Genomic DNA, 26,016 nt, shown 5'->3' with positions numbered 1-26,016 from the left:
GACGACAAACATGCCCGAGGTGATTTTTCCAGGACCAGAAGGCCGCCTCGAAGGCCGCTACCACCCGCAAAAAGAAAAAGACGCGCCGATTGCGATCGTTTTGCATCCACATCCGCAATTTGGCGGAACGATGAACAACAAAGTCGTCTACAATCTGCACTATGCTTTCTACAACATGGGGTTCACCGTTTTGCGGTTCAACTTCCGTGGTGTCGGCCGCTCTCAGGGCGAATACGATCAGGGTATCGGTGAACTGTCTGACGCAGCCTCAGCCCTCGACTATTTGCAGTCCATGAACAACAACTCCAAACATTGTTGGGTTGCTGGTTTCTCGTTTGGAGCTTGGATTGGCATGCAGCTGTTGATGCGCCGCCCGGAAATCACTGGTTTCATCTCAGTTGCACCCCCAGCAAATATGTATGACTTCTCTTTCTTGGCACCCTGTCCTAGCTCTGGCCTGATCATCAACGGGACCAATGATCGCGTTGCTCCGCCCGCCGAAACGCACACGCTTGTAAACAAGCTACATGAGCAAAAGGGGATCACGATCACCCACACAGAGATTGAGAGTGCTGGGCATTTCTTCGAAACCGAAGAACATATGGATCAAATGACTGGTCACGTGACTGACTATGTGAAACGACGTCTGACCGAAAGTAGCCGCTGATGAGCACACTGGAGACGCTGGCTGCGAAGCTTGCTGACGACACCCTAAAGGCTCAGAAAGAGCTGGGTGATGAACGTTTGTTCGTAGAAGTTGGCAATATTCTGGCCGCGTCGTCCCAGTCCCTTGAAGAAGCTTATTTGACAGAAGTCCGCGTGCGTATGTCTGAGGAAAAGGCACGCGCCTTTCTTGTCAACAAAGTCAAAGACGCCCGCACGGCTAAGGCCCAAACAGAATGACAGGTCGCCTTGATCGCCAATTGGCGTTTCTCACCGAAGCTGACAAACTCAAGTCGGTCTATCGCGCAACGAAGGTCATGGACGGTCACCGCTTTGAAGACAGTGGCAGTCACAGTTGGCACATCGCGCTTTTTGCGCTGATCCTGCAGGAACACGCCAGCCAGTCGATCAACATTGATCGAGTCATTCGAATGCTCTTGATCCACGACCTTGTCGAGATTGATGTCGGCGACAGCCCGATTCATGGCGACCATGACATCGCATCCACCGAAGCCGCTGAAAACGCAGCAGCCGACCGCCTGTTTGGAATGTTACCGCAAGACCAGGCAGCGGAATTTCTCGCGCTTTGGAAAGAATTTGAGGCCGCTGAAACGAATGACGCGGTGTATGCAAAAAGCATCGATCGCGTGCAGCCTGTTCTCAGCAATCTGGAAACTGGCGGGCAAAGCTGGGTGGACTACAACGTGTCCCGTGAACAACTCGAAGATCGTGTCGGTTGGAAAGTTGCCAAAGGCGCACCGGCGCTTTGGGAGCATCTAAAATCCCGCATTGCAACTTGGTTTGATCAACGAGCCTAACTACCAGCACTGTGGCCAGCCGTATCCCCAACGCCATGGCAGCCCGGAACACGGCAAGCCACCAACCCGCACCGCTTCAAACATTCGATCTGCAACAAAGTTTATGACAGTTTCAATATCTTGTGGCGACTGGCTGTATTGCCGTGACAACGCGCCACTCTCGGAGTCTGCCACCTGCTTTACACAGTGTCGTAGCGCCTCATCCGCACGCAGTCGCGCATAAAAACTCGCCTGTGGATCAGATGTAGCCCCTCCAAGATGATAGGCTTTATCGTGAACCACACAGCAGTTGTGCCACGGCGCTTGGTGCTCAAATGTTTGATAGAAAGACGGAAAAGTCTCGGCCAACGCCATCCATGCGGCTGACATTCCCCCAGAGCATCCATCTGTGGTAAACGCATTCAACTGACTGTCATCTTTGGCACGAACAGCTTCGAGCCTTGCATGCCGCCAAACTTCAACTTTTGCCGTCCACGACAAACTTCCCTTTTGGAGCGGCTGATCCTGCGCCAACGCGCCCCCGGCGCTCGCCAAAATCAGACCGGCGCAGAGGACTCTAAAATACTTCATCGCCCTGCTCCGGCAAATCGAGCCCAATCCTGCCAGCCAGTCCCAGAACAAGCCGCTCGACTCCACTGATTTCATGACGATCTGCCACAACTTGGCGGGCCAATGCGGGTTCATCGGTAATGAGACCATCTACCCCAAAAGACAGCATCGCGGACATCGACAAGGCATCGTTGACTGTCCATGAATATACGTTTTTTCCCGACTCGTGCGAAGAGCGCACAAACCGCGATGACACCGTGGCACTGTTCACAGCCAAAAAGTCAGCGTCCAAATTCCACATATTGCCAAGCGATGCAGAAGCCAGCAACCCAACCGACCAATCAGGACGGAGCGCACGCATTTTCTGTACTGCGTCATATTTCAGCGACATAATCTGGACTTGATCGACCATACCGGTTTCCTCAACGATCCGTGCGACCCGCGCCTCAAGGTCTTGATCATGACCATAGTATTTCAACTCAATGATCACGCCTGCTTTGTCTTTGGCTGCCGATAAAACTTCGCTTAGCAATGGCGTGCGTTCATCGGCATATGCGGGGTCAAACCAGCTTCCAATATCAATCTCACCAAGCTGCTCATAGGTGGCGTCCCAAACTTTGGTTCCGTTTCCGGCCACCTTCATGAAATCGCTGTCGTGGATGACCACGACCTTGCCATCCGCAGTTTCTTGAACGTCGATCTCAATCCAATCCGTTTGATCCTCTAAGGCCTTATGTACCGACGCCATGGTGTTTTCGGGACGTGCACCAGCAGCGCCCCGATGGGCAATCACTGCAACAGGACGTGTCTGATCGACGCCCATCACCCCTGCCACCCCAAAGCCCCCAAACACCACAGCAGCCAAAGCAACACATATTCCCGCAACAAAGACACCGCGCGGCAACGGTTGCGATTTTTCCACACTGCCCGAAGGCCAATGCGATATTTCCATGATCGACACCGCCAATGCACCGGTTGTGATGGCCGTCAAAAAAAGGTTCAACAACGACCACAAAATCATTGAAAATAAAAGAAATAATGCAACATACCGCAGCCCGGATGGCACCAAAATCAATCCAAGTTGCAGGACGGCGCCAACCAGAGTCAAGACCGCCAAACTGATCACGGCACCAACTGCCGCCCACAAGGACAACCGCAAAACAAACGACAACCGGCGCCCCTTCATGTCGCGTTGGCTGATACGCATAGCCTCTCGCGGTGCCTGCCCGTCAAACAGCACCAACGGGACCGCCAATGCCCAGCCAAGACTGCGCCATACGGCGACGGCTATCATTGCAACAAGCGTCATTCCAATCACAACAACTGCGCGGACGAACTCCGGCGGATGCTGGCTAAGATAGTAGTTTATGTCGTATTCGGTGAGCCACATCGCATACGCGCCACCACTGACCACCAAAAACGGTGCCATAATCGCCAACAATCTCAAGGCAATTTGAACTGCCACACCGAATACAAGCGGTAAGCGAGGGATCACCATTGCAATCCCGTCCGAAAGCCGAGTTGAGCCACCCTGCCTGTCTTTGAGAGCAACGGCCATCATCAAAGACACATCCAAGACCAACAACACAATTGCCAATCCTGCCAAAATGACACCAAATACCAACCCTATCGGTGAAACCAAAAACAGAGCGATGTCAAAATCGGCCAAAGCTGGCTTACCTGACATCTTCAATGCAACAAATATAGTCGCCGCCATCATGGGTGTAAAAACCGCCGCCAACAAAATGTTAAACGCCAAGTGAGATTTCACAAACGACATGCGCAATCGCCATGCAACGCCATAGTGTTTTAAGACTTCTAATATAGCGTGCCGCATAAATGGCTCCTAAGTTCAAATCGATAAAGCGACCCTATCCGGTGTGTCCTATTGGGTCGAGACTCGAAAATTCGGGGCAAAAAACTGAGGAGCGCTCAAGAGTGCTACACAATGGGTCCGCGCACATTTTTTGTTAAAAGTACCCAAAACACGCTGCAGGTAAAATTGTATACCATCGCATACAGAGCTTTCCAAATGCGGCGACATACCTTAGGAGAGTCTTAGACGACTCGGTGACCAGGAGACCCCAATGACCAAGATCAAAGTCGATAACCCCATTGTCGAAATGGACGGCGACGAAATGACCCGCATTATGTGGCAGTTCATCAAAGACAAGTTGATCCTACCCTACCTTGACCTTGATCTTCTTTACTACGATTTGGGCATCGAAGAACGCGATCGCACTGACGATCAGATCACCATTGATGCCGCTGAAAAAACCAAAGAAGTCGGCGTAGCCGTAAAGTGTGCCACCATCACACCTGATGAAGCGCGGGTTGAGGAATTCGGCCTGAAGCAAATGTGGCGCTCGCCCAACGGTACGATCCGCAACATCTTGGGCGGCGTGGTGTTTCGCCAACCCATCATATGTAAGAATGTGCCGCGTCTTGTTCCTGGGTGGACGTCTCCGATTGTTGTAGGACGCCACGCATTCGGCGACCAATACAAAGCGACGGACTTCACCTTTCCTGGTGCAGGCAAATTGACCATGAAGTTTGTGGGCGAAGACGGCACAGTGATCGAGAAAGAAGTCTACGACGCGCCGTCCGCCGGTGTTTATCAGGCCATGTACAACCTCGACAGCTCGATCATCGATTTTGCACGTGCGTCGCTGAACTACGGTCTTAACCTTGGCTGGCCGGTTTACCTGTCCACCAAAAACACCATTCTGAAAGCCTATGACGGTCGCTTCAAAGACCTGTTTCAGAAAGTCTTTGAAGAAGAGTTCGAAGAGAAATTCAAAGCCGCTGGCATTTGGTATGAACACCGGTTGATCGACGACATGGTTGCATGCGCGATGAAATGGAACGGTAAATTTGTCTGGGCGTGCAAAAACTATGATGGTGATGTTCAATCAGACACCGTCGCTCAGGGCTTTGGTTCGCTGGGCCTGATGACAAGCCAACTGATGACCCCGGACGGGAAAATCGTGGAAGCTGAGGCTGCCCATGGCACGGTCACACGCCACTACCGTCAACACCAAAAAGGTGAAGCGACGTCCACGAACTCCATCGCGTCGATTTTTGCATGGACTGGAGGACTAAAGCACCGCGCAAAGCTTGATGAGAACATTGCCCTACGCGCTTTTGCTGAAACGCTGGAACGTGTTATCGTGGAAACGGTTGAAAGCGGTCATATGACGAAAGACCTCGCGCTTCTTGTGGGCCCAGACCAAGGTTGGATGACAACAATGGGTTTCCTGGAGAAGATCGACGAGAACCTCAACAAGGCATTGGCGGGTTAACCGGCATTTCACTGCCAAATAGTTGGGCGGCATTCAGATCGCCCAACTATTTTCGGGTTTCGATATTTGCATGACGGCTTTGCAATTCATACGCTAGACACAATCATATTTCTGCCCCATTTCAGTCGCCTTACAGCAGATTTGTTAAACTGGATTTAGACTTGTGAAACACGAAACTTCGCAGCAACATAATATATTGGAAGATGCCCAAGGCATTCTTGTTGGAACGCTACTGGTCGCCCTTGCGGTCCAATTCTTGCAAATTAGCGGGCTTTTTACGGGACAAATAGCGGGGCTTTCCTTGGTCGCAAGCCGGGCAACCGGCCTGTCTTTTGCGACACTATTCTTCCTGTTCAACCTGCCATTCTATCTGGTTGCCTATTACCGAATGGGATGGTGGTTTACAGTCAAAACATTTGTCTCAGTAGCCTTTCTAAGTATCTGGACAGCGCTCCTTCCTGGATTGATCAGCTTTCAAGAGCCTGACACATTAACCGCTGCGATTTTGGCGGGCGTCACATCCGGTACGGGTCTGATCGTTTTGTTCCGACATGGCGCCACATTGGGTGGGGTCGGCATCGTAGCCGTATGGCTTCAGGACGCCAAAGGAATTAAAGCTGGATACGTGCAACTGGGGTTTGATGTGCTTGTCTTTGCGTTGGCGGTGTCGTTTTTTGACGTCGAAGCGGTGATCTTCTCGCTGATTGGCGCAGCAATTGCGAATATCATGATTGCAACCAACCATCGGCGAGACCGCTACGTCGCCCAGTGACCCGTCAGGACGCCCATGCCCAAAGCTTATCTGATACTCATGTTCGCCGTCCTGTTTGAAACGATTGGTACGGCGGCGCTGCAAGCAAGCCAACAGTTTACCAAACCCATTCCGTCCATCATCGTGGTCGTCGGCTATGGCCTCGCGTTTTATTTGATGGCATTGACCCTCAAGTTTCTTCCTGTTGGCATCACTTACGCAGTTTGGTCTGGCCTAGGGATCATTTCGATCTCGATCATTGCCTATTTTGCCTTTGGACAGAAACTCGATCTCGCTGCCATTCTGGGCATGGGTCTGATTGTTGCCGGAATCCTCGTGATTAACCTGTTTTCTAAGACCGCTGTGCATTAAGACAGATAAAGGGCTGGCCTTTTGCTGCGACCCGCGATAGGGCGAGCGCGAACATGAAAGGCTGCCCTTATGGATCTTCGCAACATCGCCATCATCGCCCACGTTGACCACGGTAAAACCACGCTCGTGGACGAGCTGCTGAAACAGTCGGGCGCATTCCGTGAAAATCAGGAAGTGGCTGAACGCGCCATGGACAGCGACGCACTTGAGCGTGAGCGCGGCATCACAATCTTTGCCAAGCCGACTTCGGTCGAATGGAAAGGCACGCGTATCAATATCGTGGACACTCCTGGCCACGCCGACTTTGGTGGTGAAGTCGAACGCATTTTGAGTATGGTTGACGGCGTTGTATTGCTTGTAGACGCAGCCGAAGGCCCAATGCCTCAAACCAAATTTGTGACCTCCAAAGCGCTTGCGCTCGGACTGCGCCCTATTGTGGTACTGAACAAGGTCGACAAACCTGACGCCGAGCCGGACCGTGCGCTGGACGAGTGTTTTGATCTCTTTGCATCACTGGATGCCAATGACGATCAACTCGATTTCCCACACATGTACGCATCAGGCCGCAACGGTTGGGCAGATGCTGATCTGGATGGTCCACGCAAAGACTTGCATGCATTGTTCAACTTGATTGTGAACCACGTGCCTGAGCCTAAACAGGTACACAAACAAGAAGACGACTTCCGCATGTTGGCGACCACACTTGGTTCCGACCCCTTTGTCGGCCGTATCCTAACAGGTCGCGTTGAATCCGGCACGCTGCGTGTTGGTGCCACCGTTCAAGCTCTGACCCGTATCGGCCAGAAAATCGAACAATTCCGCGTCACAAAAATTCAAGCGTTCCGTGGGCTGGCTCAACAAGACATCGAAGAAGCTCAGGCTGGTGACATCGTATCTATCGCAGGCATGGCCAAAGCCACCGTGGCGGACACAATCTGTGCGTTGGCCGTTGATGATCCGCTTGAAGCGCAGCCGATCGATCCGCCCACCATCACGGTTACCTTTGGTATCAACGACAGTCCTCTCGCTGGGCGCGACGGCAAGAAAGTTCAATCACGCGTTATCCGCGACCGTTTGATGAAAGAAGCAGAATCCAACGTAGCGATCAAAATCGCGGACACACCCGGTGGCGAAGCCTTCGAAGTTTCTGGCCGTGGCGAACTTCAGATGGGTGTGCTGATTGAAAACATGCGCCGCGAAGGCTTTGAGCTGTCAATTTCGCGCCCGCAAGTGATTATGCGCGAGGAAAACGGTCAAAAGGTTGAGCCCATCGAAGAAGCCACCATCGACGTGGATGACGAGTATTCAGGCGCTGTGATCGAAAAGCTCACCGGTTCGCGCAAAGGTGAATTGGTTGAGATGCGCCCTGCCGGTGCTGGTAAAACCCGGATCATCGCGCATGTTCCATCACGTGGCCTGATTGGGTATCACGGTGAATTCCTCACGGACACCCGCGGTACTGGTGTTCTGAACCGCGTTTTCCATGGCTGGGCACCCTACAAAGGCGCCATTGCAGGCCGCCGCGCCGGCGTCCTGATCTCCATGGAAAATGGCTCCTCAGTCGCATTTGCGCTTTGGAACCTCGAGGATCGCGGCAAGATGATGATTGGCGCACAGGCGGACGTCTACACCGGTATGATCATTGGTGAGCACAGCCGTGAAAATGATCTGGAAGTGAACCCACTGAAGGGTAAGAAACTGACCAACGTGCGCGCGTCCGGTACCGACGAAGCTGTACGTTTGACCACACCAACAACCCTGTCGTTGGAAGAGGCCATTGCCTACATCAACGACGACGAGTTGGTTGAGGTCACGCCAAGCAATGTGCGCCTGCGCAAACGCTACCTTGATCCGCATGAGCGTAAGCGGATGTCCAAGCAGATTGGCTAAGAATTCAAGCGCCGGGGCAATGCTCCGGCGTTTCTCTTTGAACTAAGGCTTGAGTACGCGGCCATTCTATCCGAACAATATGCCTAGAGTATTTTGCACGGATTTTTCAAACGTCATGTTCACCAAACAAATTGCGTTCGTCGCTGCGGCGCTGTTGCTGCTCATCTCCACGGTAGCCCACGCCCAAATCGAAGGGTTCGGGGGATACTCTCAAACCGATTTCATCAAACCTGAAAGAGATTCACAAAAAGTCGGTGTAGGGATACAAATCGATCAGATCACCTCTGTGGATCAGCAAGCAGAAAACTTCGGTGTGGTCGGCACGCTCTTTCTACAGGTCGACTACTCTGCCTTTGCCTTTGACGCCGAAGAACATGGCTCAACGTTCAAAACATACAGCCTTGAAGGTTTTCGACAGATTTTGGAGGATGAGGGCGTGCTTGCACCGTTTTTCATTTTCCGAAACCAACAAGGGCGTCGCTTCACCCAACAAACATCGGTTTTGGTCGAAGACACCGGGCGCATAACCTACGCGGAACGCTTTTCTGCTACGTTTCAAGCGCCTCATTTCAACTTCAAACGCTACCCCTTTGACACGCAAGTGTTCTTTGTTGAGGTGTCGTCCCTGCTTCCCAACGAATTTGTCGAATTCTATCCGCTCGAGGAGAAAAGCGGGATGGGCGATCTGCTCGGCGAAGAAGAGTGGATCCTAAGCAATGACAGCATTTCTGCGTCCGTTGTGCCCGGCATAGGACAGCAAGGCACGTCCATGGTGGCGCTTCGTTTTGAAGGCAAACGGCACATCCAATATTACGCTTTGCGAATTTTGCTGCCGTTGTTGATTATCCTGTCGGTCACTTGGGCCACGTTCTTTCTGTCGGAATACCGCCGAAGGATCGACATGGCGTCAGCCAACTTATTGGTCTTTGTTGCCTTCAATTTTGCCATATCTACCATGCTGCCAAAACTCGGCTATCTCACTTTTATGGACTCACTGCTTGCAGGTATGTTCTTGATCACCGGATCTACAGTCTTGGTCAACATTGCACTCAGACGCATGAAAACTTCTGGGCGAGAAGATCTAGCCCGTAAAATTGACAGCTATCTGGTCATTTGGATTTTCCCAATCCTGCACGCCGCGTTCTTGTTTTGGGCGGTTAAGTTCTTTCTGATATAGCGTTACGAAAGCGCATTAAACGGCTCAATTTCGTAACTTCCATCTTGCTGGAACCGACAAAACGAGTTGGGTGGAATCTCCTCCCAACCGTCTTCCGCTTCCACCAATGGCTCACTTACAACTGCGCGACCGTGTCGCGTATCGCTGGCACGGTGATAGACTGTCGGCGCACGTTCATCAGAAGCGTAGCGGACGGCATATAGCGTTTCACCATCCGAGAACGCCGCACCCAACCGCATATGCGGAGTTGTACCACGATCTCGGCTCATACGTTCCAAAATGCCAACCGCAATTTGCATCGCTTCTTTGGGATTGTCATTCAACCCTTCGGTAAGCCCCAACAAAAACAGCACTTCGCTGTCCGTGGCGCCTTTACGTTCTTGGTAGAGCTCGTCAGGAATCAACATATCCGCTCGCCGCCGGAACGTCTCAAATCCACCGACTTGCCCGTTGTGCATGAACGACCATTTCCCGACCGCAAATGGGTGACAATTGTTGCGACTTGTGGCGGTGCCGGTCGAAGCCCGAACGTGTGCCAGAAACAGCCCAGATTTCACCTGCGCCGTGATTGAACGCAAATTGGGGTCAGACCACGCTGGGTGGGTATCACGATACAAGCCCGGCTCAGACTTGCCACCATACCATGCCAGACCAACGCCATCGCCGTTGGTCTGGGTCTTACATTCAGTTGCTTGGATGCTTTGCTGGATCAGAGAGTGATCTGGCCGCGTCACGACGTCTTCAAGATAACAAGGTGCCCCAATATAGGCGGCCCAACGACACATGCGGCGTCACTCCTTTGTGGTCTCAATCGGTGGTTTCGACCACCATCAGTTCGCGTTCACTTGCCCCTCGGGCATGATTCAGCGCTTCTTGGTATTCCGGGCTGTTGTAACAGGCAACGGCGGTATCGACATCTGGAAACTTCGCCACAACATTCCGTGGCCGCTCTTTGCCTTCCAGCTGCACAAATCGACCACCACGCGCAACAAACTCGCCACCATGTTTGGCAATCGCCGGACCAGCCAGCTCTGCGTATTTTCCGTAAGCGTCCGCGTCGGTCACGGTCACATGTGCAATCCAAAGTGCGCCCATCTGGGTCTCCAATTCTGTTGTGCTGCCTGGCAGTCTATGCATTTGGCGAGGCAGGCCAAGCGAATTCTGACCAGTTGGTCAGCTTGCAATCACCGCCTCCGCCGCCGCAAATGCCTCATCTGCATTAGCAGAATCTTTTGCACCACCCTGCGCCATATCAGGTCGGCCGCCGCCCCCTTTACCACCCAATGGGACAACCGCCGCACGTACAAGATCAACCGCGCTCAGAGCGCCCTTTAGATCATCTGTCACGCCCGCAGCCACAGCCACTTTGCCATCAGTATCTGCAATCAGAAGAACCGCGCCGCTCTCAAGCCGCGCTTTGTGTTCATCAATCAATGGAGGAAGGTCTTTACCAGACACGCCAGACAACACCTGCGCAAAGAATTTCACGCCGTTGATCTCTTTTACCTCAGGGCCTGCGCCCTGCCCTGCACCGCCAGACATCGCCAACTCACGGCGCAAAGTTGCAACCTCATTTTGCAAAGCCTTGCGCTCATCCAAGAGAGCTTTCACGCGGTCCACAATCTCAGCAGGCTGCGCTTTGAGGGTGCCAGCCACCTCGGCCACACGTTTGGCCTCGCGCTCCAGATGAGCAAACGCCACCTCACCAGTCAAAGCTTCGATCCGTCGGACACCCGCTGAAGATGCGCTATCAGACAAAAGCACAAACACACCAATATCCCCGGTCTGTTTGACATGTGTGCCTCCGCAAAGTTCAAGCGAATAGGTGTCGCCGTTATGGCCTTTGCCGGTGTTGGCGCGGCCCATGGAAACCACACGCACTTCGTCGCCGTATTTTTCCCCAAACAGGGCCTGCGCGCCAATTCCGCGCGCATCATCGGGTGTCATAATCCGTGTTTCAACAGAGGTATTTTGACGAATATACGCGTTTACATCCAAGCCAACCTGCATCAACTCGTCTGCGCTCAAAGCTTTATTGTGGCTAAAATCAAACCTCAGGCGATCATCCGCATTCAAGGATCCGCGCTGTGCCACATGATCACCAAGCGCCTCACGCAAGGCTTCATGCAATAGGTGCGTTGCCGAATGGTTGGCTCGGATTGAAGTCCGGCGGCCATGATCAACGATCATCACAACTGGATCCCCCTTGGAAATCTTACCGCGAGCGACCTTGACTTTGTGCGCGATCAGTTTGCCATCTGCAAACTTCTGCACATCCGTGACATGGGCCATCTCGTCGCGATTTTCCAAACGCTCAACCAAACCATGGTCAGCCACTTGACCACCGCTTTCGGCGTAAAACGGCGTCTGGTTCATCACCAGCCAGCCCTCTTCGCCATCCGTCAACGCATCAACCAACGCGCTGTCCTTCATGATCGCTTGTACCTGACCTTCGGCGACCTCAGTGTCGTAGCCAAGAAACTCCGAAACACCAGTTTCATCAACGACATCAAACCACGCGCCGTTTTCTGCCGTGTCACCTGACCCCTTATGAGCAGCACGCGCTTTGGCTTTCTGCTCTGCCATCGCAGCATCGAAGCCATCAGTGTCAACCTCACGCCCCTTCTCGCGCAGCGCATCCTGCGTCAAATCAAGCGGGAACCCAAAGGTGTCATAAAGCTTGAACGCAGCCTCACCGGACAACGGTGCGCCCTGCTCCAAACCACCCAATTCTTCGTCAAGCAGCTTCAAACCACGATCCAAAGTCGCTTTAAACTTGGTCTCTTCCTGCTTCAGCGTCTCTTCGATCAACGCCTGAGCTTGGCCCAACTCCGGATAGGCTTGGCCCATCTGAGTCACCAAGGATGGCACCAGCTGATGCATCACAGGGTCTTTTGCGCCGAGCAGATGAGCATGGCGCATGGCCCGGCGCATGATCCGACGCAGCACATAACCGCGACCGTCATTGGACGGCATCACGCCATCTGCCATCAGGAACGACGTGGACCGCAAATGGTCGGCAATCACCCGGTGGTGCACGTTCTGATCGCCATATGGGTCGGTTGATGTCACATTCGCTGACGCCTCGATCAGCGCCTTAAACAAATCCGTGTCGTAGTTATCGTGAGACCCCTGCAGCAACGCACCGATCCGCTCCAGCCCCATGCCAGTGTCGATCGACTGCATGTCCAGCGCTTTCATCGAGCCGTCTTCGAACTGCTCGTTCTGCATGAAAACCACATTCCAGATCTCAATGAACCGGTCGCCATCTTCCTCAGGCGAACCGGGAGGGCCACCCCAGATATGCTCGCCGTGATCGTAGAAAATCTCGGTGCATGGACCACAAGGCCCCGTCGGGCCCATCTGCCAGAAATTGTCCGACGTTGCGATGCGAATGATCCGTTCCTCAGGAACGCCAATCTTTTTCCAGATGTCATATGCTTCGTCATCCGTGTGATAGACGGTGACATACAACCGGTTGGGATCAATCCCAAATTCCTTGGTGATCAAATGCCACGCAAACGGAATTGCCTCTTCTTTGAAGTAGTTGCCAAAGGAGAAGTTACCAAGCATCTCAAAAAACGTGTGGTGACGTGCGGTGTAACCCACATTGTCCAGGTCGTTGTGCTTCCCACCTGCGCGCACACACTTCTGAGATGTCGTCGCGCGCTGATAGTCCCGCTTTTCCACACCGGTGAACAGGTTTTTAAATTGCACCATTCCCGAGTTGACAAACATCAACGTCGGGTCGTTGCGCGGCACCAGAGGACTTGAGGCAACCACCTCATGGCCTTGCTTTTCAAAGTAGTTCAGAAAGGTCGACCGGATGTCGTTCAAGCTGGGCATGGGTTGGCTCTCGTGGCGTGAGTTTCGATATCGAAACGGGTGTATAACCCCCGCGCCCGCCTGTCCACATGTCAAAGGCTTCTTCGTCCATCTGGACTCAGACGTCCGGGACTTTACGCATCACGTCACCGGTACAAACAACCCCATCCTGCTCGATGCTGCACAAAATACTGCGCAGCCGGTATGTACGATGTTCCGGCGCGCGCACCCAATCATAGACATCACGGCCATACCGGGCTTTCCATTTGACACAGCCATCGTTGAATACGTCAGACACCCGCAGGACCGCCGTACCAACAGCCAAAAGCTGACCGGTTGGCAGGTTGTCTTCGCTCATGTCCAAATCCGCAGCAAAGGTATCACCAGGATGCACTGCATCTGCATCGGGAGACCAAACCAAATCCAAAACTCGTGTTGGAATTACACAGACCTGAATGCCCGGATGTGCGTCCCCAGCTGCATCTCGCAACCAAGGCTGCGTCGCCCACCGCTCTCCCGGAATACCGTGTTCTTTGGTAAGCGTGATCTTTTCCACAAACCGCCGCTCATTGCGCTGAGGCCGAAGGCACAAATGCGAAATGGCCGCCCCGTCTTTGGGAGCGGCCAAAACATGCGGCAAAGCCCGCATCAAATCATCATAAGATGGTGTCACTCTTCCAAGAGCTCCTCGTCACCCGGTGGCATATCAAAGTCCAGCCCATGCGCCGCACGGATCTTGTCCTCGATTTCATAGGCCATACGGGAGTTTTCTTTCAGGAAAGTCTTCGCATTTTCACGCCCTTGCCCGATCCGCTCATCCCCATAGCTAAACCAGCTGCCGGATTTCTCCACCACGCCAGCCTTCACCCCCAGATCAAGCAATTCGCCCATCTTAGAGATGCCCTCACCATACATGATGTCAAATTCAACCTGCTTGAATGGTGGTGCAACCTTATTCTTGACCACTTTCACGCGGGTTGCGTTACCAACCACTTCATCGCGGTCTTTCAAGGCACCAATACGCCGGATGTCCAAACGCACAGAGCTATAGAATTTAAGTGCGTTGCCGCCTGTGGTCGTCTCAGGTGAACCAAACATCACACCAATTTTCATCCGGATTTGGTTGATGAAAATCACCATACAGTTGGATCGTGAAATCGACCCAGTGAGCTTGCGCATCGCCTGACTCATCAAGCGGGCCTGAACGCCGACACTGCTGTCTCCCATGTCGCCTTCAAGTTCAGATTTCGGCGTCAGTGCTGCAACCGAATCTACCACGACCATGTTCACAGCCCCTGACCGGACCAGCGTGTCCGTGATCTCAAGCGCTTGCTCCCCCGTGTCAGGCTGCGAAATCAACAGCTCATCAAGGTTCACGCCCAGCTTTTTTGCATATTGTGGATCAAGCGCGTGCTCCGCATCCACAAAGGCACAAACGCCGCCTTTCTTTTGCTCTTCTGCAATACAGTGCAGCGTGAGCGTTGTCTTACCAGAGCTTTCTGGCCCGTAGATCTCGATTATGCGGCCCTTAGGGAGCCCACCGATACCCAGCGCGATATCCAGGCTCAGAGACCCAGTCGAGGTGGATTCGATTTCCTGTGCTGGATTGTCCGCACCCAGCTTCATAATCGAGCCTTTGCCGAACTGCCGCTCGATTTGTGCCAGCGCGCTATCAAGCGCTTTCTGTTTGTCAGGGGTTTTTTTGGAGGTCATTGTCAAAAGATCTGCCGTTGCCATTTGCTTGGTTCCTTATTCCATACCCGCGCACGGGCGGCAATCGCTGCCTGCGTTCACCTCTTGTTCTTCAACTTTATGAGATCAAAAGGAGAACAAATCAATAGAAAATAATAGGAACATCTTCCGCCCTCCAAGGTTAACAAGTAGTTTACGGACAAAGAGCAAATTTAGTCAAACTCGAACGAGGTCGCGCATATGCTTGTTTTCTGGAGCAAAAAACTGGTGTTCCTATCGGTTCCCAAGACAGGAACCACCGCGATAGAGGCAGCTTTGGCTTCTAAAGCGGACATGGTGATTTCGAATCCCCCAGAACTCAAACACGCGCCAGTCTACCGCTATAACCGTTTTTTTCGCCCCATGTTTGAGCGCGCTTGTGGGGTAGAAGACATGGAACTGCTGGCAGTCATGCGCGAACCGGTCAGCTGGCTTGCCAGTTGGTACAGGTACAGACGCCGCGACTTTATGCAGGGTCATCCCAACTCCACCCGCGATGTAAGCTTTGAAGACTTTGTCCAAGAGTACATGAAAGGCGACAAAAAGGCGCCCTTCGCAAATGTCGGCAGCCAAGCGAAATTTCTGGAGCCGCGCCCCAACGGTGTGAAAGTTGACCATTTGTTTCGATATGAGGATCAGCCGAAGCTGCTGGCCTTTCTTGAAACACGGCTACAGCACAAAATTACATTGGAGCGCCGAAACACGTCACCGGACATGCAACTAGACCTACCAGCACCAACACTGGCCAAACTGCGCCGGAAACATGCCGCGGAATTTGAGCTCTACGAAAGCCTTGTTTAACTGACGCTGATCCGCGCTTGAACCGCTTCCGTCAGATCACCAAGCGAGAACGGTTTGGGCAGAAAGCTGGAATTCTCAATCCGCGCCTGATCATCAGAGAAGCTGTCTTCCGCATAGCCAGACACAAAGATCACCGGAACATCCGGATAGGCGCTGCGTGCCTGACGGACCCAACCGGGGCCATCGATGCCAGGCATGATCACATCGCTGACAAACACATCAACGTTTGGCTTATCTGTCGCAAGAAGCTCCAATGCTTCTTCACCCGACGCCGCTTCAAGCACGGTAAAGCCACGCATCTTTAGCGCGCGAGTTGCAAATGACCGCACTGGGGCCTCGTCTTCCACCAGCAACACCACCCCGCTATGTTCCACGACAGGGAGATCTGGGCGCAAAGACATATCCAGTTCGGCGACAAATTCCTCCGCGGGCCCATGCGCCGGAAACATCAAAGTAAATGTTGTACCGACGCCTTCGGCGCTGTCCACAAAGATATATCCACCAGTTTGCTTGACGATTCCGTACGCTGTGCTCAGCCCAAGTCCGGTGCCCTCACCAGTGCGTTTTGTCGTGAAAAACGGCTCAAACACTTTCTGAAGCTTGTCCGGAGCGATTCCGATGCCCTCGTCTCCGACGGAGACCGAAACATATTTTCCGACTGGAACCACAACACGATCCCGCTCCAATGCCTCTTCAAGTTCAACACCTTGGGTAACGACTTTAATCTCTCCGCCATCAGGCATAGCGTCACGCGCGTTCACAACCAGGTTCATCAACACCTGTTCCAACTGCCGCTTGTCCGCACGAATCGCGGGCAAAACCGGGTCATTGTTCAACGAAAGCGTCACGCGCTCGCCCACCAACCGATTGAGGAGGTGAGTCAGATCCGCCAAGGTATTGCGGAGATCAAGCACTTCAGGCCGCAGGTTTTGTTTGCGCGAAAACGCCAAGAGCTGGCCAACAAGAGCCGCGGCGCGATTGGCGTTTTGGTTGATCTGAATAAGATCTGCGTAATCCGCATCGCCTTGGTCATGCCGCAACAACAATAGATCACAGTGACCTGAAATCGCTGTCAAAAGATTGTTAAAATCATGCGCAACCCCGCCCGCAAGCTGCCCGATTGCCTGCATCTTCTGGCTCTGCACGAACTGCGCTTCGAGTGACTTCAATTCAGTCGCATCACTCAGAACCGCGATCAACGAACTGACACCACCTTCAACGACGCGATTCAAACTCACCTGAACGATGACTTCTTTGTCTTCCCGTTTAAGGCGTAAAAACTCGCTGTGATTCGCTGTTTTTCCTAGCGCAACCTCTACGAGCCAGTCCCGAATGGATCGGCCCAGTCCTTCCATCAAATCGCTCATCACAGTTTGCGGAGTGATCTCCAGCTTCAGCAATCCGCGTGCTGCGCGGTTGGCCAAAACGATCCGACCTTCCGACTCCAGTTTCAGCAAGGCCACAGGAAGCTCATCAAACTGCACAGCACCTTCGCGCACCACCGGCGTCTCAGTCGGCAAAAGATAAACCTCTCGCCGCCCGGCCGAGGCCTCAAATTCGGCAACCAAACATTGCTGATCGCCATTTGATGTGTGAACAACATTTGCATCGCGCGGGTTCTGCACGTCGGTGCCAAACACATCTGCCAACGTCTTTTTGCGTTCGCCTAACAACTGACGTGCCGCTGCATTCATGAACAAAATGGTGCCCGAACGCCCAGCTGTGAGCATCGGAAGCCGAGGTGCAGCGCCGGTTTGCGTCTCTGGCACCGTATGCACTTTGCGCAACTGCCACACCAGAACGCCTGCCTCCAGTGCCTGCACGCTCAGCGTCAAGGTGTTGTCACGGAGTACGAGTTCTCGCTGAAATTCACCATTCTTCAGGCATGCACTTATAGCATCCTTCACTTTGGTTTCAGCGTCGAGCACTTGACCAGACAAAACATCCATCATCGAGGAATGGCGATCGTCCCCGACCTCGCTTGCCGCTTTGTTGGAATAGAACAGTTGCGCCGCAGTGTCGGTGGCATAGATACGATCAGTAGATGAGCCATTTAGACGGTCCAGCAGGTCAATGACCCCCAATTGCGCAGATTTCTTACGCAGTGAAATCAGGATCGTCGCGCCACACGCCCCCCCTAACAGCCCACTTGCCAGCAGCATAGCCACGCGCATAACACCACCTTCGAGCACATAAGCTGTTCCCGCCATTGCCAAAGCGGCGGCGGCCAAAATTCCAGCATGGTGGGCTGGGGCTGCGAAGGACCGGGGCATTGGCCGTTTGGCTTCGGTTGACTCAATGAGTGTGGTCACGTCAGCACCTTTATTTCCTCGTCTTCGTCAATTTATGTAGATTTATCTTAATCCCACATTAACGAAGACTGAAGAAAATCCTGTTTTCTTTATGATTTTCGCAAGACAGCGCCAAAAAAGCCGTCTCCGCCTTCTTCGAACCCATATTGATGGCTCCACTCTAGCGTCCAATCCTTGTGCCTTGAAAGAAAGGCCTGGATTTGATCCATGTTCTCTTCCTTTAGAAATGAGCACGTCGCATAGGCCAACGCGCCACCCGTAGCGACAAGGTTTTTCGCAGTGGTCAAAATTTCGGCCTGTGTTTCAATGAGTTCGCCCAACCGCTCAGGGGTAAATCGCCATTTTGCGTCCGGCGTACGTCGCCATGTACCGCTGCCAGAACATGGCGCGTCGCACAACACCAAGTCGTATGGAGCACTGTCCACAGGTGCATCTGTGAGCGTCACTTGGACCCCAGCACGTTCTGCACGAGCTGGCAGATCAACCATCCGATGGGGAGCTATGTCATAAGCAAAAAAACGCCCGTCCACGTGCCCAGCCATGGCCAAAGTCTTCCCGCCGCCACCTGCGCAATAGTCGAGAATCTTCATGCCCTCCGATATCGGCAAGGCTTCCACCATGGCCTGACTGGCCGCATCCTGTAGCTCGATGACACCATCTAAATACAATGCAGACTGACGGATACGCCGCGCCCCTGCCGTCACGCAGAGCGCGCCGTTGGCCAAGTCCATCATCTCTGTTTCGATCCCGTCCGCCATCAGCTGGCGTTGCGCCTCCGTCCGAGACAGCTTGGATAAATTCACCCGCAGAGTGATTGGTGCGCGCTGCCTAAGATCGCGCAGAGTCTGCTCAGTTTTAGCCCCAAGGCTTGCTTCTAATTTTTCCAGAACCCACGCGGGAACATCGTGCGGCAATTGACTTACCTCAACTGTGTCTTCGCCCTCAATTAAGGTCGCTGGCGCATAGGTCGCACCGGAAAACACGTCAGCCAACCCGACATTTTGTAGCCGGAGTAAGCCTATCATCAAGGCTCGACCCGTTGATGCACCTCCAAGTGCGGCCGCGGAATTCCATTGGCGCAGGGCATCAAACACATGATCGCGAATTGCAGCGCGATCCTTGGACCCTGCGAAACGACTGCTACGCGCCCATCCTGTTAAGGCTTTTTCCGCCGGTGTCCCGTCCAGGATTCGGTCCAAAATTTCTATCGATGCCTGAACGCGCGCCGCAGGAGTCATGCGACTCTCCTATTTGTCTGCTCTTTCCGAAACTGCAAATACACTGACTGGAGGCACATAACAAACCTGCTCACCAGCCGATGCTTCATCTCGGCCCATCGTCACATACAGGTATGAGCTGAAAATCAATTTAAAGAGCACCACTTTGAACTCAATTCATCCATAAGGTGAGTCGCTCACCTACATCTACGGCAGTACCTCTCCAAATTGCACATTCTCTGGACCACCTAACACTTCATAAACCTGTCTCAGATACTGCGGTGGTAACGAAACAAACCTAGGAACCGCCTGCGATGCCCGCCTTCCTCACCAAAATTTCCACGCGGATCAGCGCCCTTGCCTTTGTTGCTCTGGCGCTCGCTGTACTTCTGACTGCACTTCTACAGAACCACATGCGCAATACCGCCGAGACCCTGCGCAACAAAGGTCTGTTGGAAATCACCGAGTCTGCAGCCAGCCTTTTGACCGCATTGGACAACCGTGTTCAAGCTGGTGATCTTGATATAGACACAGCACGGGGCCTTGCTCGCGAACAGCTCGAAGCAATTTCCTTTGGCACATCAGGCTATATCTTCGCATTTGACACTGACTACATCATGCAGGCCCACCCGCACCGTCCTCAGTGGATTGGCAACAACCAAATCGAAGTCGAAGACGTAAACGGCGTTCGGATTTTTGAAGAGATGAAGGCGGTCGCAGTTGAAAACGGAAGCGGTACCTTAGTGTATCACTTCTACAAACCCGACAGCACAATTCCGGAGGCCAAAATTGGCATGGCGCTTCACTTTGAGCCTTGGAATTGGATTGTGGGCACCGGTGCATATGTCGCAGATATCGAAGCCGAAATGGCGCTGGTGCGCAACAAAGCCATAATGGTTCTAGGCGGCATTCTCTTGGCACTCGGCGTCGCAGCTTTCTTCATCACCCGCAGCGTGACCGGTCCAATGGACAAGCTGCGTGCACGGATGGCCGGCCTCGCAGAGAACGACACCGATTCAGAAATCCCTTTCATCTCCACCCAAAACGAATTGGGTGACATGGCCCGTACGCTGGACGTATTCCGTGACACCATGGTGCGACAGCATGAGCTTGAAGAGAACCAGAAGGCAGCGGCGGCTTCACAGAACGAAGTGGTTCAAACGCTTTCCGATCACTTGTCTACACTTTCCAAGGGCAATTTGACCGCAAAGATTGAAACTGCCTTCCCGTCTGACTACGAAAAACTGCGCACTGACTTTAACGCATCGCTGGACAATCTAAGCCAGACCATCACCGATGTTGTTGACTCAGCACAGTCCATCCGCAACGGCGCCGGCGAAATCAGCCAAGCGTCTGACGATTTGTCTCAGCGCACCGAAGGCCAGGCGGCGACACTTGAGGAAACTGCTGCAGCTCTTGACGATCTGACGCGCTCGGTAAAATCCGCCGCAGATGGAGCACGTGACGTGGAAAGCACCATGAACGATGCCAAACATGAGGCAGAGGCCAGTGGTGAAGTCGTGCAAAACGCCGTGTCAGCGATGACTGAAATTGAGCAGAGCTCCAGCCACATTTCTCAGATCATCTCGGTGATCGACGACATCGCCTTCCAGACCAACCTGTTGGCGCTGAATGCTGGTGTTGAAGCCGCGCGTGCAGGCGACGCTGGTCGTGGGTTTGCGGTTGTGGCCTCTGAGGTTCGTAAGTTGGCTCAGAGTTCTTCGGAAGCGGCCAACGAAATCAAGACTCTGATCAGTGACTCCTCCAAACATGTGGAACGTGGTGTGGTTCTGGTGGGCCAAACCGGTGACGCTCTGAACAAAATTGTTGAGCGTGTGGTGCACATTTCGGAAATGGTGTCCAACATTGCTGAAGGCGCAACTGAGCAATCTCTGAGCCTTGGTGAAATCAACTCCGGTGTGACGCAACTTGATCAGGTGACCCAGAAAAACGCCGCCATGGTTGAGGAAGCCACTGCCGCAACGCACCTACTCAAGTCCGATGCATCCAGCCTTGCTGGCTTGATGGACCGCTTCACCATCGACGGCAGCAAGAAAGCCGCTCCGGTTACGGCCAACACCGCATCCAAACCGGCGCAGCCAGCCAAACCAGCACAGCCGGCTAAATCCGCACAGCCTGCCAAACCGCAACCGGCCCAAGTGACCGGCGATGACTGGGAAGAAGACCGCGTATCAGAAAAGAAAGCCAGTGCCCCAGCACCCAAAGCTGCTTCGTTCACCAGCAACGGTAATGCAGCAGAGGAAACCTGGAGCGATTTCTGATCTACATCCAAACAACCACAGTAACAACAGAGGGCTGAACCAGCAGGTTCAGCCCTCTTTTTTTAGTCAACGATCAAAGTAGGGCGCGCGCCCAAAGTGCTTAACCGCCAATGCGATAGTTCGGCGCTTCCCGCGTGATCTGCACATCGTGCACATGGCTTTCTTTTAGGCCCGCGCCCGTGATTTTCACGAATTTTGAGTTTTTGCGCATTTCTTCTACCGTTGCATTTCCGGTGTAGCCCATGGCGGCACGTAGACCGCCAACCAACTGATGGATCACTGTGCCCGCTGGACCTTTGTAGGGGACCTGCCCTTCGATGCCTTCCGGCACCAGCTTGTCACTGGCGGCATCCTTCTGAAAATACCGATCAGCCGAGCCACGGGCCATGGCGCCAAGACTGCCCATACCCCGATACGATTTGTAGGACCGCCCCTGATACAAGATCACCTCACCCGGGCTCTCGTCTGTACCTGCAATCATCGACCCGACCATGGCACAGGACGCGCCCGCAGCAATTGCCTTGGCAAAATCACCAGAGAACTTGATGCCGCCATCGGCGATCACCGGCACATCACCCGCCGCAGTCGCACAGTCATCAATCGCGGTCAGTTGAGGAACACCCACACCGGCCACCATACGTGTGGTGCAGATCGAGCCAGGCCCAATCCCCACTTTCACCGCATCTGCTCCCGCATCGATCAAGGCTCTGGTCGCTTCGCCCGTGGCAACGTTGCCCGCAATCACCTGCACCGCATTGCTTTGAGCCTTCACGCGTTTCACCGCCTCAATCACCCCTGCAGAATGCCCGTGTGCCGTGTCAATGACCACGATGTCCACCCCAGCATCCACCAGCATTTCTGAGCGCGCAAACCCGCTGTCACCAACAGAAGACGCGGCCGCAACCCGCAAACGTCCCAAGTGATCCTTACATGCTGTAGGGTTCAGAACAGCCTGTTCAGTGTCCTTCAACGTCAACAGCCCAGTCAGCTTGCCGTTGCCGTCATGTACGAGAAGTTTTTCAATCCGCCGCGCACGCATCAGGCTTTTGGCCTCTTCCAGATCCGCAGGCTCTGCCAGCATTGCCAAATCAGCGGTGGTCATCATCGCATGCACTGGCGTGTCATCGCTCTGGGCAAAGCGCATGTCGCGGTTGGTGACGATCCCAACCACATGGCCTTTTTCGTCCACGACTGGGAAACCAGTAAAGCGATAGCGCTCGATCAAGGCCTTGGCATCAGCCAAGGTCTGGTTGGGCGTCAAAGTGACCGGGTTGTAAACAATACCACTCTCAAAGCGTTTCACCCGACGTACTTCACGTGCTTGCTGATCTGCGTTGAGGTTCTTGTGGATCACACCCATTCCACCGGCCTGCGCCATCGCAATTGCCATGCGGCTCTCGGTGACCGTGTCCATCGCGGAACTCAGCAAAGGGATGTTCAAATCGATGGATTTTGTAACCCGCGTGCGCGTGTCCGCCGTTGATGGCAGCACCACCGACGCAGCTGGAACAAGTAGTACATCATCGAAAGTGAGGGCCTCACGAATCTCCATCGCAAATCTCCTATTGCGGGTCATCATTTGGCACGTCGCTATCGCACGACCTTGGCCTGTGGAAAACCCCTAATCGCCGCCAAATCGCGGTACAACCATTTGTGCAGCGCATTTTAGCACCTCATTGCGGGTCTCGCGTCCATGTTTGATGCACAGTTTTGGCGCACGGTCCGAAAAAAATGGCGCGCTTTGACCGGTCAATGCCGCTCCTTGCCTTTTGCAGCAAAAATAGGCAGCTATGCTCGCAGCCAAGCCAACAGAACTGAGACCCTTGATGAGCAGCAACCCACTTGTGATCTTCACCCCCTCCGGCAAACGCGGCAACTTTCCGGTGGGCACGCCAATCCTGACAGCGGCACGCCAACTTGGCGTCGACTTGGACTCTGTCTGTGGTGGCCGCGGCATCTGTTCAAAATGTCAGATCACCCCCTCATACGGAGAGTTCCCCAAGCATGGCGTGACGGTGGCTGAAGATGCTCTATCTGAGTGGAATAAGGTTGAGCAGCGCTATGACGACAAACGTGGCCTTCCCAAAGGTCGCCGTCTGGGCTGTCAGGCCACCGTGCAAGGCGACATCGTGATTGATGTTCCTGCCGAAAGCCAAGTTCACAAGCAGGTTGTGCGCAAACGTGCTGAGGTGCGAGACATCACGCTCAACCCGACCGTGCAACTCAGTTACGTCGAGGTCGAAGAGCCCGACATGCACAAGCCCTCTGGCGATCTGGAACGGCTTTTGACCGCCCTGAAGGCCGCCACTGGGCATGCAAAAATCAGCGTAGATACACACCTTTTGCGCCCATTACAGCCAACTTTGCGCAAAGGAAATTGGTCCGTCACTGCGGCCATTCACACCGACCACACCGATGCCCACCCGCGCCTTATCGCGCTCTGGCCCGGCTACTATGATGCCCCAGTTTACGGTCTTGCTGTAGACCTCGGCTCCACCACAATTGCTGGTCACCTGTGCAATTTAGCCACCGGCGAGGTCGTTGCCTCCTCTGGCCTCATGAACCCACAAATTCGCTTTGGCGAAGATCTCATGAGCCGGGTCAGCTATGCGATGATGAACCCCGGCGGCGATCAGGAAATGACCAGCGCTGTTCGAGAAGGCCTCGATCAGCTTGTCGCGGATGTCGCCAAAGAGGCCGAGATCGAGACCACCGATATTCTGGATGCTGTGTTTGTCATGAACCCAGTGATGCACCACCTGTTCCTGGGCATCGACCCGTTTGAACTGGGCCAAGCCCCATTTGCGTTGGCCACGTCGGATGCGCTGTCCCTGCCCGCCACCGATCTTGGCCTCTCTATTGCACCCGGCACCCGCGCCTATCTCCTGCCTTGCATTGCGGGCCATGTGGGCGCGGATGCTGCTGGCGTTGCGCTCTCTGAAGCCCCAGATAAATCCAAAGACCTCGCTCTGGTGGTTGATGTGGGCACCAACGCCGAAATCCTTCTCGGCGACACCAATGGCGTTCTGGCATGCTCATCACCCACCGGCCCCGCCTTTGAGGGTGCCCAAATCAGCGCAGGCCAACGGGCCGCACCCGGCGCCATCGAACGCGTAGAAATCGACCCTACCACCAAGGAGCCGCGCTTCCGCGTGATCGGATGCGAGCTGTGGTCAGATAACGAAGGATTCGCCGCCGCAGTGGCCGACAGCGGTATCACCGGCATCTGCGGATCTGGTATCATTGAGGTGATTGCAGAGATGCGCCTTGCCGGTCTGGTAGACGCCTCAGGTCTCATCGGATCAGCTGAGCAAACTGGCACAACCCGCTGTTTCCTCGACGGGCGCACCAACTCCTATACCCTGTGGGAAGGTGACGCGGACCAGAAACCGATTACCGTGACCAATGCTGACATCCGCGCCATTCAAATGGCCAAAGCCGCGCTATACTCTGGCGCGCGCCTTCTGATGGACAAACGCGGTGTGGATCAGGTGGATCGCGTCGTGCTTGCGGGGGCCTTTGGGGCACATATCTCCGCCAAACACGCCATGGTGCTTGGCATGATCCCCGACTGCCCGCTCGACAAGGTCACATCTGCAGGCAACGCCGCAGGCACCGGCGCGCGCATCGCGCTGCTTAACAAAACCGCTCGTGGCCAAATTGAAGCCCTCGTGCGCCAGATCGAGAAAATCGAAACTGCTGTGGAGCCACGCTTCCAAGAGCATTTTGTGAACGCCTCCGCTCTGCCAAACGCGGCGGATCCTTTCCCAATCTTGCGCGGCGTGGTGGATTTACCGGATGTCAGCTTTAACACCGGTGGCGGCGATGGTAGTACGTCCGGTGGCCGCCGACGCCGCCGGCGCGGCTAGATAAGTGCAAACAGCCGTGCCATTGCGCCGCCCGCATCCTGCGCAAGCCCTTTAGGTGTCTGACCAAACTCAGAAACCACATCTATCGCCGCGCCTGCCTTAAGAAGCGCTTCAGCAACGTCGAGGTGCCCCTTACGCACAGCCAAATGCAGAGGCGTCTCTGACATGTCGCCTTTGACATTCACTTCGGCTCCGGCCGCGATCATTTGCAGGGCAGCAAAGGAATTCGATCTCCGAAGCATCACATGCAAAGGTGTCTCACCTTCGCTGCTCTGACTGTTTAGAAGGACAGGCGCAGCTCCCATCTCGGCCGGAAAAAGCGTTTCAGAACAGGAAGCCAATATGTCATCCAAAGTCTCTCTTTTCTTAGATCTACGGGCCATCCGCGCCTCACTTTTTTGACCTTCTGCGCTCCATCAGAGCGCGCACAATAGAGCGTGCCTCACGGCACAGTTGA

22 protein-coding genes are annotated in these 26,016 nt (G+C 54.0%); 11 read left to right on the top strand and 11 right to left on the bottom strand.

Translation table 11 applies throughout. The features are described 5' to 3' along the window. The first annotated feature begins 10 nt into the window (after positions 1 to 10). The 3 genes from ABWV47_RS00790 to ABWV47_RS00780 are packed head-to-tail and all read left to right on the top strand — an operon-like array spanning position 11 to position 1,481. The gene (locus ABWV47_RS00790; protein ID WP_353307932.1) at positions 11 to 667 is read left to right on the top strand and encodes an alpha/beta hydrolase; all 657 of its coding nucleotides are present in this window, start codon (positions 11 to 13) and stop codon (positions 665 to 667) included. After that, on the top strand, positions 667 to 903 hold the full coding sequence (locus ABWV47_RS00785) for a hypothetical protein (protein WP_353307931.1): 237 nt from the start codon (positions 667 to 669) through the stop codon (positions 901 to 903). Before ABWV47_RS00790 ends, ABWV47_RS00785 begins: the two co-directional genes overlap by 1 nt. After that, complete coding sequence (locus ABWV47_RS00780) at positions 900 to 1,481, top strand: HD domain-containing protein (RefSeq protein WP_353307930.1); 582 nt, start codon at positions 900 to 902, stop codon at positions 1,479 to 1,481. The genes ABWV47_RS00785 and ABWV47_RS00780 overlap by 4 nt, the downstream gene beginning before the upstream one ends. Here the strand turns inward: ABWV47_RS00780 and ABWV47_RS00775 are convergent, their stop codons facing one another. Further along, on the bottom strand, positions 1,482 to 2,051 hold the full coding sequence (locus ABWV47_RS00775; RefSeq protein ID WP_353307929.1) for a hypothetical protein: 570 nt from the start codon (positions 2,049 to 2,051) through the stop codon (positions 1,482 to 1,484). It lies immediately after the preceding gene. Beyond that, positions 2,038 to 3,867 (bottom strand): glycerophosphodiester phosphodiesterase family protein, encoded by a 1,830-nt coding sequence (locus ABWV47_RS00770; protein ID WP_353307928.1) that lies wholly within the window; start codon positions 3,865 to 3,867, stop codon positions 2,038 to 2,040. The genes ABWV47_RS00775 and ABWV47_RS00770 overlap by 14 nt, the downstream gene beginning before the upstream one ends. A gap of 250 nt (positions 3,868 to 4,117) precedes the next feature. Here ABWV47_RS00770 and ABWV47_RS00765 point away from each other — a divergent pair, with 250 nt between their 5' ends. The 5 genes from ABWV47_RS00765 (at position 4,118) to ABWV47_RS00745 (ending at position 9,522) form a co-directional block, all read left to right on the top strand. After that, positions 4,118 to 5,332: an NADP-dependent isocitrate dehydrogenase gene (locus tag ABWV47_RS00765; protein WP_353307927.1), complete on the top strand. Its 1,215-nt coding sequence runs from the start codon at positions 4,118 to 4,120 to the stop codon at positions 5,330 to 5,332. A 163-nt stretch (positions 5,333 to 5,495) separates the two neighbouring features. Further along, positions 5,496 to 6,104, top strand: a complete 609-nt coding sequence (locus tag ABWV47_RS00760) for a YitT family protein (protein WP_353307926.1) — start codon at positions 5,496 to 5,498, stop codon at positions 6,102 to 6,104. A gap of 15 nt (positions 6,105 to 6,119) precedes the next feature. Beyond that, positions 6,120 to 6,455 carry a DMT family transporter gene (locus ABWV47_RS00755; protein ID WP_353307924.1) on the top strand — a complete coding sequence of 112 codons (336 nt, stop codon included), beginning with the start codon at positions 6,120 to 6,122 and terminating at the stop codon, positions 6,453 to 6,455. A 69-nt stretch (positions 6,456 to 6,524) separates the two neighbouring features. Further along, a complete protein-coding gene (gene typA / locus ABWV47_RS00750) occupies positions 6,525 to 8,345 on the top strand; it encodes a translational GTPase TypA (protein WP_353307922.1) in 1,821 nt (606 codons plus the stop codon). Between the two features lie 115 nt (positions 8,346 to 8,460). Then, the gene (locus ABWV47_RS00745; protein ID WP_353307921.1) at positions 8,461 to 9,522 is read left to right on the top strand and encodes a ligand-gated ion channel; all 1,062 of its coding nucleotides are present in this window, start codon (positions 8,461 to 8,463) and stop codon (positions 9,520 to 9,522) included. A 2-nt stretch (positions 9,523 to 9,524) separates the two neighbouring features. Here the strand turns inward: ABWV47_RS00745 and ABWV47_RS00740 are convergent, their stop codons facing one another. The 5 genes from ABWV47_RS00740 to recA form a co-directional block, all read right to left on the bottom strand. Further along, positions 9,525 to 10,307: a class II glutamine amidotransferase gene (locus ABWV47_RS00740; protein WP_353307920.1), complete on the bottom strand. Its 783-nt coding sequence runs from the start codon at positions 10,305 to 10,307 to the stop codon at positions 9,525 to 9,527. Between the two features lie 22 nt (positions 10,308 to 10,329). After that, positions 10,330 to 10,617 carry a DUF1330 domain-containing protein gene (locus tag ABWV47_RS00735; protein ID WP_353307919.1) on the bottom strand — a complete coding sequence of 96 codons (288 nt, stop codon included), beginning with the start codon at positions 10,615 to 10,617 and terminating at the stop codon, positions 10,330 to 10,332. A gap of 78 nt (positions 10,618 to 10,695) precedes the next feature. Beyond that, on the bottom strand, positions 10,696 to 13,368 hold the full coding sequence (gene alaS, locus ABWV47_RS00730; RefSeq protein ID WP_353307918.1) for an alanine--tRNA ligase: 2,673 nt from the start codon (positions 13,366 to 13,368) through the stop codon (positions 10,696 to 10,698). A gap of 97 nt (positions 13,369 to 13,465) precedes the next feature. Further along, on the bottom strand, positions 13,466 to 14,020 hold the full coding sequence (locus ABWV47_RS00725; RefSeq protein WP_502959672.1) for a hypothetical protein: 555 nt from the start codon (positions 14,018 to 14,020) through the stop codon (positions 13,466 to 13,468). Further along, entirely contained in the window at positions 14,017 to 15,084 is a 1,068-nt protein-coding gene (recA, locus tag ABWV47_RS00720) for a recombinase RecA (protein WP_353307917.1), read from the bottom strand. Before recA ends, ABWV47_RS00725 begins: the two co-directional genes overlap by 4 nt. Before the next feature lie 195 nt (positions 15,085 to 15,279). Between recA and ABWV47_RS00715 the strand changes: the two genes are divergently transcribed. Further along, entirely contained in the window at positions 15,280 to 15,879 is a 600-nt protein-coding gene (locus ABWV47_RS00715) for a gamma-glutamyl kinase (RefSeq protein ID WP_353307916.1), read from the top strand. On the opposite strand, the gene ABWV47_RS00710 is transcribed toward ABWV47_RS00715, so the two are convergent. Then, on the bottom strand, positions 15,876 to 18,089 hold the full coding sequence (locus ABWV47_RS00710; protein ID WP_502959683.1) for an ATP-binding protein: 2,214 nt from the start codon (positions 18,087 to 18,089) through the stop codon (positions 15,876 to 15,878). The two genes, ABWV47_RS00715 and ABWV47_RS00710, sit on opposite strands and share 4 nt — an antisense overlap. A gap of 191 nt (positions 18,090 to 18,280) precedes the next feature. Beyond that, positions 18,281 to 19,429 carry an RsmB/NOP family class I SAM-dependent RNA methyltransferase gene (locus ABWV47_RS00705; RefSeq protein WP_353307914.1) on the bottom strand — a complete coding sequence of 383 codons (1,149 nt, stop codon included), beginning with the start codon at positions 19,427 to 19,429 and terminating at the stop codon, positions 18,281 to 18,283. Positions 19,430 to 19,722: 293 nt separating this feature from the next. Between ABWV47_RS00705 and ABWV47_RS00700 the strand changes: the two genes are divergently transcribed. Then, positions 19,723 to 21,690, top strand: a complete 1,968-nt coding sequence (locus ABWV47_RS00700) for a methyl-accepting chemotaxis protein (protein ID WP_353307912.1) — start codon at positions 19,723 to 19,725, stop codon at positions 21,688 to 21,690. A gap of 100 nt (positions 21,691 to 21,790) precedes the next feature. On the opposite strand, the gene guaB is transcribed toward ABWV47_RS00700, so the two are convergent. After that, positions 21,791 to 23,242: an IMP dehydrogenase gene (gene guaB, locus ABWV47_RS00695; protein WP_353307910.1), complete on the bottom strand. Its 1,452-nt coding sequence runs from the start codon at positions 23,240 to 23,242 to the stop codon at positions 21,791 to 21,793. 274 nt (positions 23,243 to 23,516) lie between these two features. Here guaB and ABWV47_RS00690 point away from each other — a divergent pair, with 274 nt between their 5' ends. Next, a complete protein-coding gene (locus tag ABWV47_RS00690; RefSeq protein ID WP_353307909.1) occupies positions 23,517 to 25,559 on the top strand; it encodes an ASKHA domain-containing protein in 2,043 nt (680 codons plus the stop codon). On the opposite strand, the gene ABWV47_RS00685 is transcribed toward ABWV47_RS00690, so the two are convergent. Then, on the bottom strand, positions 25,556 to 25,942 hold the full coding sequence (locus ABWV47_RS00685; protein WP_353307908.1) for an ankyrin repeat domain-containing protein: 387 nt from the start codon (positions 25,940 to 25,942) through the stop codon (positions 25,556 to 25,558). The genes ABWV47_RS00690 and ABWV47_RS00685 overlap by 4 nt on opposite strands. Positions 25,943 to 26,016: the final 74 nt, after the last annotated feature.

The organism is Shimia sp. NS0008-38b (genome assembly GCF_040370365.1).
GTDB lineage: Bacteria > Pseudomonadota > Alphaproteobacteria > Rhodobacterales > Rhodobacteraceae > Shimia.
Note: the sequence above shows the minus strand (reverse complement) of the source record. Positions and strands in the feature narration are given on the sequence as shown.

Bases quoted from the DNA above. Each gene is read 5' to 3' on its own strand.
- ABWV47_RS00690 (WP_353307909.1), top strand. From the start codon at position 23,517: ATGAGCAGCAACCCACTTGTGATCTTCACCCCCTCCGGCAAACGCGGC.
- ABWV47_RS00685 (WP_353307908.1), bottom strand. From the start codon at position 25,942: ATGGCCCGTAGATCTAAGAAAAGAGAGACTTTGGATGACATATTGGCT.
- ABWV47_RS00705 (WP_353307914.1), bottom strand. From the start codon at position 19,429: ATGACTCCTGCGGCGCGCGTTCAGGCATCGATAGAAATTTTGGACCGA.
- ABWV47_RS00780 (WP_353307930.1), top strand. From the start codon at position 900: ATGACAGGTCGCCTTGATCGCCAATTGGCGTTTCTCACCGAAGCTGAC.
- ABWV47_RS00740 (WP_353307920.1), bottom strand. From the start codon at position 10,307: ATGTGTCGTTGGGCCGCCTATATTGGGGCACCTTGTTATCTTGAAGAC.
- typA (WP_353307922.1), top strand. From the start codon at position 6,525: ATGGATCTTCGCAACATCGCCATCATCGCCCACGTTGACCACGGTAAA.
- ABWV47_RS00755 (WP_353307924.1), top strand. From the start codon at position 6,120: ATGCCCAAAGCTTATCTGATACTCATGTTCGCCGTCCTGTTTGAAACG.
- ABWV47_RS00785 (WP_353307931.1), top strand. From the start codon at position 667: ATGAGCACACTGGAGACGCTGGCTGCGAAGCTTGCTGACGACACCCTA.
- ABWV47_RS00775 (WP_353307929.1), bottom strand. From the start codon at position 2,051: ATGAAGTATTTTAGAGTCCTCTGCGCCGGTCTGATTTTGGCGAGCGCC.
- ABWV47_RS00745 (WP_353307921.1), top strand. From the start codon at position 8,461: ATGTTCACCAAACAAATTGCGTTCGTCGCTGCGGCGCTGTTGCTGCTC.
- ABWV47_RS00770 (WP_353307928.1), bottom strand. From the start codon at position 3,867: ATGCGGCACGCTATATTAGAAGTCTTAAAACACTATGGCGTTGCATGG.
- recA (WP_353307917.1), bottom strand. From the start codon at position 15,084: ATGGCAACGGCAGATCTTTTGACAATGACCTCCAAAAAAACCCCTGAC.
- ABWV47_RS00735 (WP_353307919.1), bottom strand. From the start codon at position 10,617: ATGGGCGCACTTTGGATTGCACATGTGACCGTGACCGACGCGGACGCT.
- ABWV47_RS00715 (WP_353307916.1), top strand. From the start codon at position 15,280: ATGCTTGTTTTCTGGAGCAAAAAACTGGTGTTCCTATCGGTTCCCAAG.
- ABWV47_RS00790 (WP_353307932.1), top strand. From the start codon at position 11: ATGCCCGAGGTGATTTTTCCAGGACCAGAAGGCCGCCTCGAAGGCCGC.
- ABWV47_RS00765 (WP_353307927.1), top strand. From the start codon at position 4,118: ATGACCAAGATCAAAGTCGATAACCCCATTGTCGAAATGGACGGCGAC.
- alaS (WP_353307918.1), bottom strand. From the start codon at position 13,368: ATGCCCAGCTTGAACGACATCCGGTCGACCTTTCTGAACTACTTTGAA.
- guaB (WP_353307910.1), bottom strand. From the start codon at position 23,242: ATGGAGATTCGTGAGGCCCTCACTTTCGATGATGTACTACTTGTTCCA.
- ABWV47_RS00710 (WP_502959683.1), bottom strand. From the start codon at position 18,089: ATGGCGGGAACAGCTTATGTGCTCGAAGGTGGTGTTATGCGCGTGGCT.
- ABWV47_RS00700 (WP_353307912.1), top strand. From the start codon at position 19,723: ATGCCCGCCTTCCTCACCAAAATTTCCACGCGGATCAGCGCCCTTGCC.